10 protein-coding genes are annotated in these 12,002 nt (G+C 52.5%); 5 read left to right on the forward strand and 5 right to left on the reverse strand.

Annotated features, from left to right (window positions below):
- The first annotated feature begins 80 nt into the window (after positions 1 to 80).
- Together narQ and acrD are read left to right on the forward strand one after the other, a co-directional pair.
- A complete protein-coding gene (gene narQ, locus HV346_RS16425; RefSeq protein WP_181620336.1) occupies positions 81 to 1,775 on the forward strand; it encodes a nitrate/nitrite two-component system sensor histidine kinase NarQ in 1,695 nt (564 codons plus the stop codon).
- Positions 1,776 to 1,974: 199 nt separating this feature from the next.
- Entirely contained in the window at positions 1,975 to 5,088 is a 3,114-nt protein-coding gene (acrD, locus tag HV346_RS16430; RefSeq protein ID WP_181620337.1) for a multidrug efflux RND transporter permease AcrD, read from the forward strand.
- Positions 5,089 to 5,196: 108 nt separating this feature from the next.
- Here acrD and ypfM read toward each other — a convergent pair whose 3' ends face one another.
- Complete coding sequence (gene ypfM / locus HV346_RS16435) at positions 5,197 to 5,256, reverse strand: protein YpfM (protein WP_001386977.1); 60 nt, start codon at positions 5,254 to 5,256, stop codon at positions 5,197 to 5,199.
- A gap of 386 nt (positions 5,257 to 5,642) precedes the next feature.
- On the opposite strand from ypfM, the gene HV346_RS16440 reads away from it, so the two are divergent.
- The 3 genes from HV346_RS16440 to HV346_RS16450 are packed head-to-tail and all read left to right on the forward strand — an operon-like array spanning position 5,643 to position 7,353.
- A complete protein-coding gene (locus HV346_RS16440) occupies positions 5,643 to 5,999 on the forward strand; it encodes an ArsC family reductase (RefSeq protein ID WP_181620338.1) in 357 nt (118 codons plus the stop codon).
- 3 nt (positions 6,000 to 6,002) lie between these two features.
- On the forward strand, positions 6,003 to 7,130 hold the full coding sequence (gene dapE / locus HV346_RS16445; protein ID WP_181620339.1) for a succinyl-diaminopimelate desuccinylase: 1,128 nt from the start codon (positions 6,003 to 6,005) through the stop codon (positions 7,128 to 7,130).
- Between the two features lie 25 nt (positions 7,131 to 7,155).
- Positions 7,156 to 7,353: a YpfN family protein gene (locus HV346_RS16450; protein ID WP_181620340.1), complete on the forward strand. Its 198-nt coding sequence runs from the start codon at positions 7,156 to 7,158 to the stop codon at positions 7,351 to 7,353.
- Between the two features lie 56 nt (positions 7,354 to 7,409).
- Here HV346_RS16450 and ypfH read toward each other — a convergent pair whose 3' ends face one another.
- The 4 genes from ypfH to purC form a co-directional block, all read right to left on the reverse strand.
- Positions 7,410 to 8,105 carry an esterase gene (gene ypfH, locus HV346_RS16455; RefSeq protein ID WP_181620341.1) on the reverse strand — a complete coding sequence of 232 codons (696 nt, stop codon included), beginning with the start codon at positions 8,103 to 8,105 and terminating at the stop codon, positions 7,410 to 7,412.
- Positions 8,106 to 8,178: 73 nt separating this feature from the next.
- A complete protein-coding gene (locus tag HV346_RS16460; RefSeq protein WP_181620342.1) occupies positions 8,179 to 10,179 on the reverse strand; it encodes a GNAT family N-acetyltransferase in 2,001 nt (666 codons plus the stop codon).
- Positions 10,180 to 10,205: 26 nt separating this feature from the next.
- Positions 10,206 to 11,075 carry a neutral zinc metallopeptidase gene (locus tag HV346_RS16465; protein WP_181620343.1) on the reverse strand — a complete coding sequence of 290 codons (870 nt, stop codon included), beginning with the start codon at positions 11,073 to 11,075 and terminating at the stop codon, positions 10,206 to 10,208.
- A 121-nt stretch (positions 11,076 to 11,196) separates the two neighbouring features.
- On the reverse strand, positions 11,197 to 11,910 hold the full coding sequence (gene purC, locus HV346_RS16470; RefSeq protein WP_181620344.1) for a phosphoribosylaminoimidazolesuccinocarboxamide synthase: 714 nt from the start codon (positions 11,908 to 11,910) through the stop codon (positions 11,197 to 11,199).
- Positions 11,911 to 12,002 lie beyond the last annotated feature (92 nt).

A 12,002-nucleotide genomic window follows, 5' to 3' on the forward strand; every position in this document is an offset into this window, starting at 1 on the left:
ATGGCAAATGAAATCGTGTTTCATCTGGCTGGGTTAGACCGCCCCGCCCTTCGTTACGTTTATATTCAGGAAGCTGTTTTGTGACCGTCAAACGACCTGTTTCTGCAAGCCTTGCACGGGCTTTCTTTTCGATTATTGCCTTGTCCGTACTGACAGGCGCGATTGCATTACTCACGCTCGCCAGTAGCCAGCGTGATGCTGAAGCCATTAATATTGCCGGCTCGCTGCGCATGCAAAGTTACCGTCTGGGTTATCAAATGCAGCGCGACAGCGCCAGTCTTGAGGAGCACCGTCTGGACTGGCGACACACCCTCAGCGCCCCCGCACTGCAAACGCTGGATCGCTGGTATGTACCGAAGGATGTAAAGCAGAAATATCAACAACTGCATATTGCGTGGCAGGAGATGGACCAGCAGATCGCCCAGGGTAATATGCTGTGGTATCAGGATCATATCGAAGGGTTTGTCGGGCGCATTGATGCCTTTGTGCTGGCTCTCCAGCACTATACCGAGCATAAAATAAAGCTGGTGATCCTGATTTCACTGGCAGGCGGGCTGGGTATTCTGCTACTGGCAATGCTGACTCTGCGCCGGATCCGCCGTCAGGTCGTTGCCCCACTTATTCATCTGGTGGCGGCAAGTGAGCGTATTGAACAGGGACAATTTGACTCCCCGGCACTGGACACCGAACTCCCGAATGAGCTGGGTCAACTGTCCCGCGCGTTCAACCATATGTCGGCCCAGTTAGATACGCTTTACCGTTCACTGGAACACTCTGTTGCCGAAAAAACGCGCCATCTGAATGAAGCCCATCAGCAACTCGAAATGCTGTTCAAATGCTCTCAGGCACTGAATACCGGCCAGATAGACAGCCACTGCTTCCGTCATATATTGCAGATTGTGCATGAATATACACAGATGAATTATCTGGAACTGCGTACCAGTGACGACTGGACGCTCTTCGAAGGTAGCGTCGATAGCGCACTCGCCATGCAAACCCTGCCGGTGTTGATGCAGGATACCCGATACGGAGAACTGCGCTGGCAAAGCGTTGCGGCAACCGTACCACCCCCCCTCATGAAAAGTGTCGCCACCATGCTGGGCCGTGGGCTCTATTTCAACCAGGCACAAAAACATTACCAGCAACTGTTATTGATGGAAGAGCGCGCCACTATTGCCAGAGAGCTGCATGATTCACTGGCTCAGGTACTCTCTTACCTGCGTATCCAGCTCACACTGCTCAAGCGTGCCGTCCCCGAAGAGAATGCGCCGGCGCAAACCATCATCACTGACTTTTCCCGCGAACTGAACAATGCCTGGCAGCAGTTACGCGAGCTATTGACCACCTTCCGTCTGACCCTCAACCACGCCAATCTTCCCGCCGCCATGCAGGAATCACTTGATGGTTTACAAAACCAGACGCAGGCAAAACTGATCCTCGATTGCCGTCTGTCATCCCTGGCTCTGGATGCACAAAAGCAGGTACACCTCCTGCAAATTGTTCGCGAGGCGGTACTGAATGCCATTAAACACGCTCAGGCAAGCGAGATAACCGTCAGTTGTATTACCTCTCCTGACGGGGCACATACGGTGACGATCCGCGACAATGGCATCGGTATTGGGGAGGCGAGCGAGCCGCCGGGGCACTACGGGTTAAATATCATGCGCGAGCGCGCAGAGCGTCTGGGCGGTACGTTGCACTTTTCTCAACCGCAAAATGGCGGAACGCAGGTGAGTATCACATTTCGTTCGCCCATCAGCCTTACGGGTAAATAACGATAAATTAACGAGAATTATCACCTTCACGCCTTTTGCCTGCGCGATACTTTCTTTTCGCTCGCGCGGGGAGCGCTGTAAAAGGGCATGATAATTTACACTATCTCCTTTATTTCTCCACGTTTGACCCTTGCCTTACCGCTAGAGTGATGCGGGCAATATACAATAATGACGTGCAGCAAAACGAGGTCACATTTTCATGGCGAATTTTTTTATCGATCGCCCCATTTTTGCCTGGGTGCTTGCAATCCTGTTGTGTCTGACAGGCACTCTGGCCATTACTTCACTTCCTGTTGAGCAATATCCCGATCTCGCGCCACCTAACGTGCGCATCACCGCGAACTATCCCGGCGCATCAGCGCAAACGCTGGAAAATACCGTCACACAGGTCATCGAGCAGAACATGACGGGGCTGGATAACCTCATGTATATGTCCTCACAAAGTAGCGCCACGGGTCAGGCCACGGTGACATTAAGTTTTATCGCCGGAACCAACCCGGATGAAGCAGTGCAGCAGGTACAAAACCAACTGCAGTCGGCGATGCGTAAACTGCCGCAAGCGGTACAAAACCAGGGGGTCACCGTACGTAAAACCGGGGATACCAACATTTTGACCATCGCCTTTGTCTCAACCGATGGCTCAATGGATAAACAAGATATTGCTGACTATGTCGCCAGTAACATTCAGGATCCGATTAGCCGTATTAACGGTGTTGGCGATATTGATGCCTACGGCTCGCAGTATTCCATGCGTATCTGGCTGGACCCAAACAAGCTGAACAGCGTCCAGATGACGGCAACCGATGTCACCAACGCCATCAAATCACAGAATGCGCAAATTGCTGTAGGCCAGTTGGGGGGAACTCCCTCGGTGGATAAGCAGGCACTCAACGCCACCATTAACTCCCAATCGTTGCTCCAGACCCCCGAACAGTTCAGAAATATTACGTTGAGGGTTAACCAGGACGGCTCTGACGTGCGGCTGGGCGATGTTGCCACCGTGGAAATGGGCGCTGAAAAATATGATTATCTGAGCCGTTTTAATGGCAATCAGGCCTCCGGACTCGGGGTTAAACTGGCCTCTGGTGCTAATGAAATGGCGACAGCGAAGTTAGTGCTGGACCGGCTGGATGAGCTGTCACAATATTTCCCCCACGGGCTCGAATACAAAGTCGCCTACGAAACCACCTCGTTCGTGAAAGCGTCCATTGAGGACGTGGTGAAAACCCTGCTTGAAGCAATCGCGCTGGTGTTCCTGGTGATGTATCTGTTCTTACAGAACTTCCGCGCAACGTTAATTCCGACCATAGCCGTCCCCGTGGTACTGCTGGGGACATTCGCAGTCCTCTATTCGTTTGGTTACAGCATCAACACCTTAACCATGTTTGCCATGGTTCTTGCGATAGGCCTGCTGGTGGATGACGCCATTGTGGTCGTCGAGAACGTCGAACGAATAATGAGTGAAGAAGGACTTTCACCCCGCGAGGCAACACGCAAATCTATGGGGCAAATTCAGGGGGCGCTGGTCGGTATTGCGATGGTTCTCTCCGCAGTCTTTATCCCTATGGCCTTTTTCGGCGGAACAACCGGGGCAATTTACCGCCAGTTCTCGATAACCATTGTGTCCGCAATGGTGCTTTCCGTACTGGTGGCGATGATCCTGACACCAGCCCTGTGTTCCACCATCCTTAAACCTCTGCATAAGGGTGAACAGCACGGTCAAAAAGGGTTCTTCGGCTGGTTCAACCGCATGTTTAACCGTAATGCAGCGCGTTATGAAGCTGGCGTTGGCAAGGTACTTCATCGCAGCCTGCGCTGGATGCTGATCTACGTATTGCTGTTGGGCGGGATGGTTTTCCTGTTCCTGCGTTTGCCGACGTCATTCCTGCCAATGGAAGATCGTGGCATGTTCACTACCTCTATTCAGCTCCCGAGTGGCGCAACGCAGCAGCAGACGCTGAAAGTTGTCGAAAAAGTTGAACAGTACTTCTTCACCAAAGAGAAAGATAACGTCGTCTCTGTATTCTCCACCGTCGGCTCCGGGCCTGGCGGTAACGGGCAGAACGTCGCACGCATGTTTGTACGTTTAAAAGACTGGGATGAACGAGACAGTAAAACCGGCTCCTCATTTGCCATTATCGAACGTGCAACCAAAGCCTTTAACCGCATCAAAGAGGCGCGCGTTTTTGCCAGCAGCCCACCCGCTATCAGCGGCCTTGGCAGTTCAGCAGGCTTTGATATGGAACTTCAGGACCACGCTGGCGCAGGTCATACGGCGCTGATGGCGGCCCGCGACCAGTTGCTGGAACTGGCAAGCAAAGATCCGACGTTAACCCGCGTTCGCCATAATGGTCTTGATGATAGCCCGCAGTTACAGGTTGATATCGACCAGCGAAAAGCACAGGCGCTCGGCGTTTCCATTGACGACATCAACGACACGCTGCAAACCGCGTGGGGGTCAAGCTACGTCAATGACTTCATGGATCGGGGTCGCGTGAAGAAGGTCTATGTGCAGTCCGGTGCTGAATACCGGATGCTGCCCGATGATATTAATCGCTGGTATGTGCGCAATAAAGACGGCGGGATGGTCCCCTTCTCGGCATTTTCCTCTTCGCACTGGGAAAGTGGCTCACCCCGTCTTGAACGTTACAACGGCTATTCCGCCCTTGAGATCGTTGGTGAGGCAGCTCCCGGCGTGAGTACCGGTACGGCGATGGACACCATGGAAAAACTGGTGCAACAACTGCCGTCAGGGTTTGGCCTGGAGTGGACGGCAATGTCATATCAGGAACGTCTCTCCGGCGCGCAGGCTCCGGCACTGTACGCCTTGTCTCTGCTGGTGGTCTTCCTTTGCCTGGCGGCGCTTTATGAAAGCTGGTCAGTGCCGTTCTCGGTCATGCTGGTGGTTCCACTTGGGGTGATTGGCGCTCTGCTTGCCACCTGGATGCGCGGTCTGGAGAACGATGTTTACTTCCAGGTTGGCCTGCTGACCGTCATCGGGCTATCCGCCAAGAACGCCATTCTGATCGTCGAATTTGCGAACGAGATGAATGCAAAAGGACACGATCTGATGTCCGCGACGTTACATGCATGCCGTCAGCGTTTACGTCCAATCCTGATGACCTCCCTGGCGTTTGTCTTTGGTGTTTTACCCATGGCGACCAGTTCAGGTGCAGGCTCAAGTAGCCAGCATGCCGTCGGCACAGGCGTCATGGGCGGCATGATCTCCGCAACGCTCTTAGCCATCTACTTTGTTCCGTTGTTCTTTGTTCTGGTACGCCGGCGGTTCCCGTTAAAAGAACGTCCTGAATAACTGATAATAATAAAAAAGGCGGCCCATCTGGCCGCCTTTTTACTGTGTGATCTATTCACACTATGGTTATTTTACTTATTTTAGTGCTCTTGCAATTCTTACTGAATGTCATTTACGAAGCATGACTTCGATAAAATCTTTCCAGTTCCCCAGTTCACGTTCAATCATAATATCCTCTCTTATTATTATGCGCATTCTACGGAAACCTATCATCATTGTGAAGACAAATTAACCAATTACTGTGATTACCCTCGCTACGAGTCTGGATTTACGCTAAATATGGGCGCAACACTTTAATTTTTATGTGACCAATAGCAATATTTTGAAATAACCACCCAGGTGGGTGAGTTTTAAATTACTGGCTGACTTTATTAGACATTTTCCACTACTGGACATCTATGCTTAAAAGATGAAAGAATATTCAGCTTACAGATGTAAGTTTAAATTCCCTGTAGATTAAATTAAGTGGCATATCGAATGTGTTATATTTTCCCTAACAATATAACGTCGAAATAACTGAACATTCGACATCCATAAGAACAAAAGGATTCACTATGATTGTGATGTACGGCATTAAAAATTGTGACACCATCAAAAAAGCGCGCCGTTGGCTGGAAGCTCATAACCTGGAGTATCGCTTTCATGACTACCGTGCCGATGGTCTTGATGCTGAATTTCTGCATACCGCCATCGCCGAGCTGGGCTGGGAGGCATTGCTGAATACCCGAGGGACGACCTGGCGCAAGCTGGATGAGTCACATCGAAACAGCATCAATGACGCCACCAGCGCGGCAACACTGATGCTTGAAATGCCCGCCATCATCAAACGCCCATTGCTCTGCGCGCCTGGTCAGCCTATGCTGCTGGGTTTCAGTGAAACCCTTTATCAGACTTTTTTCGTTGAGGTGTAGTCTATGTCATGCCCGGTCATTGAGCTGACTCAGCAGCTTATTCGCCGTCCTTCCCTTAGCCCGGACGACGCAGGTTGTCAGGCATTAATGATTGAGCGCCTGCGGGCGATCGGTTTTACCGTCGAACGTATGGATTTTGGTGATACGCAGAATTTTTGGGCATGGCGCGGTCAGGGGGAAACGCTGGCGTTTGCTGGCCATACCGACGTCGTTCCTGCGGGTGATGCCGATCGCTGGATCAACCCGCCGTTTGAACCGACTATTCGCGACGGTATGTTGTTTGGCCGCGGAGCAGCAGATATGAAAGGTTCTCTGGCGGCCATGGTTGTGGCAGCTGAACGCTTTGTTGCCCAGCACCCAAACCATAAAAACCGCCTCGCGTTCTTGATCACCTCTGATGAAGAAGCCAGCGCCCACAATGGTACAGTGAAAGTGGTTGAAGCCTTGATGGCCCGAAGCGAACGTCTGGACTACTGTCTGGTGGGCGAACCCTCCAGTACTGAAGTGGTGGGCGATGTCGTAAAAAATGGTCGTCGTGGTTCACTGACCTGCAACCTGACCATTCACGGTGTTCAGGGCCACGTTGCATACCCGCATCTGGCCGATAACCCGGTTCACCGTGCTGCACCGATGCTCAATGAGCTGGTCAACATCGAGTGGGACAAAGGTAATGAATTCTTCCCACCTACCAGCATGCAGATTGCCAACGTGCAGGCCGGTACAGGCAGCAATAACGTCATTCCCGGCGATTTTCACGTGCAGTTCAACTTCCGTTTTAGCACTGAACTGACCGATGAGATGATCAAAGCCCGCGTAGTGGCGCTGCTGGAAAAATACGAATTGCGCTATACCCTGGACTGGTGGCTTTCCGGTCAGCCCTTCCTGACACAACGTGGAAAACTGGTGGATGCGGTCGTTAACGCCATCGCACACTATAATGAAATTAAGCCACAACTGTTAACGACTGGCGGAACGTCAGACGGACGCTTTATTGCTTGCATGGGAGCGCAGGTTGTCGAACTGGGTCCAGTGAATGCCACCATTCATAAAATCAATGAGTGTGTAAATGCGGCAGACTTGCAACTGCTGGCCCGTATGTATCAACGTATCATGGAGCAGCTCGTCGCCTGACGGTTGCTCTGAAAAGGAATAGCGAATGGATTGGCTGACGAAGTACTGGTGGATTCTGGTGTTGGTGTTTTTGGTCGGTGTCATACTGAACGTGATTAAAGATCTTAAGCGTGTTGATCACAAAAAGTTTCTCGCCAACAAGCCCGAACTCCCGCCACACCGTGATTTTAACGACAAATGGGACGATGACGACAACTGGCCGAAGAAAGACCAGAAAAAGTGATCCCTGCATCCCCTCACCTTTTCCCCCTGTGGGGAGAGGGTGAGGGGTGTCTTATCTCAGAGAAACTCTACGATATCATCGTCATTTGGCTTACCGCCGCTGAGCGCTTCATCAAAGTAGTGTTTTGGTACGGTAAAACGCAAATGATCAAGTGCAAACTGCATACTGCGGTCGTCAATCGCATGACCCAGCTCATCGACAATATCCAGCGTCACATCTCCACCTTCCCGGATCAACGCTTCCTGCGCGGCAACCGCATGAGAAAGCTCAATCACCCGATCCTCACCACCGTGGATCAGATGGATCGTGGTCTGTGTCGTTGCACTTTGCGGCAGGGTCGCAAAGCGGCCATTAAACGCGATCACCCGCGACACAAGACCTGGCTGCGCTTTCACGCTTTCCAGTGCCATGATTGATCCCTGAGAGAAACCAATCAATGCGGTCGCATCAGCTCCAACGCCACTCTGCTGTTGCCAGTAGCGAACAGTTTCGATAAAGGTCGGCATAATTGCATCAATGCGCGCCTGACGATTTTCTTCCGTCACGCCCTGCACAGAGAACCACTGACGCCCATTGGGTCCACAGGGTTCCACGCCGCCAACACTGACGATCAACGCCTCGGGGAAAAGAGGTGCAAACCAGCTACCAATCGTGCCCATATTGACGGCGTTATCACCCACACCATGAAACAGAAGCAGTAACTGTTTAGCCGGTTTATCAGGGCTTTGAACAACAAAATGGTCGTGTTTCATGGCAGTCTCCTTAATTGATGACCTGGATTCTACGCCTCTGAAGGGTAATGACCATGCCACTTTACTGAAGAAGTCATTGAAAAAATTGCCATTGCAAAATATCGCGTTTCAACTGCTGAGCACGTGACTTATCAAGCCCTTCCAGGGTATGTGCCGTTTCACTGCGAAACAGTGCCAGTAACGCTTTTCGCCCGGAAAGCGCCAGTTCAGCGCAAAGCTGTGCATCGTCTTTATGACCTTCTGCTTTTCCGCGCAGTGCCGCAAGTGGCGCATCAACTACCAGCAGTAAACGGGTCAATGCCGCTACTGACGAAGAAAACGGTCGGTGAGCAAAGGCAAATCCCGCCAGTTCCAGCCAGTCGTCATCATTAAGGGTAGCGTCCCAGCTATCTTTTACAGGGATCTTTTCACGATTCCAGGCTTCCAGAACACGAGCATCCCGGCACAAACGCCGATGCTCCTGCTCACAAAGGGCCTGACCCGCATCGCTCAGAGGCAATAGCGCCATTGCCGTATAACAACCACTGCTGGCCTCACGATGACTCCCCATCCGGACCAGCACAAAGCCACATCGCTGCCAGAAGCGCCACAGCTCCTCGGTATAGCCGAAACTTACTGACACGTAATCCTGCTGCGCAACCTGACTCACACTGCGGATAAGCTGCTGCCCGATCCCCTCGCGCTGGCGCTGTGGATGGACCGCTACGCGCGTTACGCGTCGCCCTTTTAGCACCGCTGCCAGTGGGTTTCCCCCGTGCGCTGCCAGAGACTGGGCGACAAGATTACCTCTGGGCCGACGAAAACCCGCCCACACTGCGCGGCTGAGTTCTGCACTCAATCCACCTTCATCAACCAGCCACAAAGCCCCCGCTATGGCGCTATTCGTTTTCGCCACAGAAAAATGCTGACCCGGTGCATCCATCATGCGACGCAAATCGAGTGGAGAAGTCCGGTAATGTGCCGCGCACAGCAGTTCATACACATTCGCCGCTAACGCGGAATGGCTTTCCCATGACTGTGGCTCAAGCGCGGTAAAATGCACCTCACCTTGCGGGGTCGAATCAATCAGCTCATCGTTAAATAACAATGCTTGTGCCACCACACGTTCAAGTGGACATCCCGCAGCCCAGCGGATCGGGGTCAACAGCGTATAACGCTGTAATCCGGTGAAACGGGCGCAGAATTTGAGCAAAAATCCCCTTCCCGTCCCTTCGTAGCCCTGCACGGTAGTGGTCAACAACACGCGCGGAAAACGCCTTACCAGCTTTTCAAGAAGCGGCCCCGGCATTGCGGCCGCTTCATCAACGATCAGCCAGTCGGCCTGAATGTCAGATGCCGCCAGTGCATCTGGCGCAACAAAGTAGTAACGATCTCCGGCAAAGTGGGCGATGACCTCTGTAGCGGCTTTCGCCGGAGCCGTGACCACCGCACGGCCCTGAATCCGGTTGAGCAACATGCCTGCCAGCGCAGATTTTCCACGTCCGCGCGGCGCAGTTACGGCTGCTAGCCCATGAGACATGGTAAGGAGTGATGTCAGAATGTCAGACTGCTCACGCTGCGGCTCGCCGTTTGCGGGCCGCCAGTCAGGCGCGGGCGGAAAAGCATGGAGATGTGGGGCCTGGTGCTGCTGCCATAAAATCACATCAGGATCGGCGGACATAACCTGGCAAAAATGGCGGACAAAATGAGGCGTGGCAATCGGTTCAGGGCTGTCACTCCAGCGCAGGGAGTCGCTATCAGGTTTTTCTGCCCAGGACAGCAGAGGCGGTACGAGTAATACCAGCAGGCTTCCCGCCTGCAATGTACCGCTCAGGGCTGCGAATGCCGCAACATCAAATCCACTACGCGCATCGAAAAAGGCATGGCGAAACTCACGCCCCAGCAATCCACTGAGCGCTCGCGGCGCACTACATGGCTCAATCGACGCATCATCCCCAACCCACAGCCAGTCTCCCGGAAGCGTATTTCGGAGGGATAGTGCCTGTGCCAGAGACCAGTGCGCTTCACCACTCAGCACCACCAACCGACGATGGCCTGTACGACGTAATTCCGTTATCAGATGTTCAAAGGACATGCCGGTATCATCCCTGATGTGCAGCGTTACATAGCTTTGCCAAAGGTATTACACTGCGCCGGATCGCCACTGGCAAAGCCGCGTTTAAACCAGCTATAGCGCTGCTCAGATGTGCCGTGAGTGAAACTGTCCGGCACGACGCGGCCCTGACTTTGCTGTTGCAGACGATCGTCACCAATGGCCTGAGCCGCATTTAACGCTTCTTCGAGATCGCCGGCTTCCAGTACGCCCTGCTGCTGCATACTATGACCCCAGACACCGGCAAAGCAGTCCGCTTGTAACTCCATCCGAACAGACAGGCGATTCACCTCCGCCTGCGAAGCATTTTGCTGAAGCTGACGTACTTTTGGCTCAATACCCAGCAATTTTTGCACATGGTGACCCACTTCATGAGCGATCACATAGCCCTGTGCAAAATCGCCATCCGCGCCAAGCTTGCGTTTCATATCGTCGTAGAAGGAAAGATCAATGTAGACCGTGCTGTCAGCAGGACAATAAAACGGCCCCATCACCGATTGCCCAGTGCCGCATCCGGTGCGGGTCGCACCGCGGTACATCACCAGTTTCGGCTGTTGGTAAGTGCGTCCCATTTTATCGAACAGCTGACCCCAGGTGTCTTCTGTGGTCGCAAGGATAACGGAGGTAAATTTGGCCGCTTCATCTTCATGAGGGCTGATGGAGCGCTGAGATTGTTGCTGCTGTTGTTGAAGCGGTTCTCCGGTCATGAGACCGGTCAAATCGACACCGTAGTAGCCTGCCACCAGAACAATGAGCAGCAAAATAATGCCCCCCTTTCCGCCGGGCAACCGGAAACCAGGGCCGCCCATCATCGGGCCACCGCCACCACTGCGCCTGTCTTCTACATTGTCACTTTCACGACGCCCTTGCCAGCGCATAACCACCTCGAATATATCCCATTAGCAATAGCTATGATCGTAGGCGGTTAATGACAAGATTACCATAGGAAACAAAGGTAAGACGCCAAAGGATGCGCACATCCTTTGGCTACTGAGGGAGTTAGTCGAGCTTAACGCCTAAACGGTGAGCAACCGCTTCATAGGCTTCAATCAGGCCACCCAGGCTCTGGCGGAAACGGTCTTTGTCCATTTTATCCAGCGTTTCTTTATCCCACAGACGGCTACCATCCGGAGAAAACTCATCGCCCAATACCACTTCACCTTTGTACAAACCAAATTCCAGTTTGAAATCGACCAGGATCAAGCCCGCATCATCAAACAATTTTTTCAGTACATCGTTAGCTTTGTAGGTCAGTTCCTGCATGCGTGCCAGGTTCTCTTTGCTCACCCAGCCAAAGGTTTCACAGTAAGATTCATTGACCATAGGATCGTGCATTGCATCGTTTTTCAGGAACAGATCAAACAGTGGCGGGTTCAGCTCAATGCCTTCTTCAATGCCAAGACGCTTCACCAGGGAGCCCGCGGCACGGTTACGGACGACACATTCAACCGGAACCATATCCAGTTTTTTCACCAGACATTCCGTATCGGACAGCAACGCTTCCATCTGAGTCGGGATACCCGCTTCGGCCAGCTTAGTCATAATGAAGTGGTTGAACTTGTTGTTCACCATGCCTTTACGATCGAACTGCTCAATGCGTGCGCCATCCCCTGCTGACGTATCATTGCGGAACTCGAGCACCAACAGATCCGGGTTTTCCGTGCTGTATACGGTCTTCGCTTTGCCACGATACAACTCAGCTTGCTTCTGCATCTTCATTACTCCTGGTGTGATGATTTGTATTCAAAACTGGGGATATTATGCCACGCACACGTTTGCGTAGCACTAAAATAAAAAGGGCTGGA

Source organism: Enterobacter sp. RHBSTW-00994 (assembly GCF_013782625.1).
Classification (GTDB): domain Bacteria; phylum Pseudomonadota; class Gammaproteobacteria; order Enterobacterales; family Enterobacteriaceae; genus Enterobacter.

Excerpts from the sequence above, each read along its gene's own strand:
- HV346_RS16460 (WP_181620342.1), bottom strand. The coding sequence starts at position 10,179 with ATGTCCTTTGAACATCTGATAACGGAATTACGTCGTACAGGCCATCGT.
- purC (WP_181620344.1), bottom strand. The coding sequence starts at position 11,910 with ATGCAGAAGCAAGCTGAGTTGTATCGTGGCAAAGCGAAGACCGTATAC.
- dapE (WP_181620339.1), top strand. The coding sequence starts at position 6,003 with ATGTCATGCCCGGTCATTGAGCTGACTCAGCAGCTTATTCGCCGTCCT.
- acrD (WP_181620337.1), top strand. The coding sequence starts at position 1,975 with ATGGCGAATTTTTTTATCGATCGCCCCATTTTTGCCTGGGTGCTTGCA.
- ypfH (WP_181620341.1), bottom strand. The coding sequence starts at position 8,105 with ATGAAACACGACCATTTTGTTGTTCAAAGCCCTGATAAACCGGCTAAA.
- HV346_RS16450 (WP_181620340.1), top strand. The coding sequence starts at position 7,156 with ATGGATTGGCTGACGAAGTACTGGTGGATTCTGGTGTTGGTGTTTTTG.
- HV346_RS16440 (WP_181620338.1), top strand. The coding sequence starts at position 5,643 with ATGATTGTGATGTACGGCATTAAAAATTGTGACACCATCAAAAAAGCG.
- HV346_RS16465 (WP_181620343.1), bottom strand. The coding sequence starts at position 11,075 with ATGCGCTGGCAAGGGCGTCGTGAAAGTGACAATGTAGAAGACAGGCGC.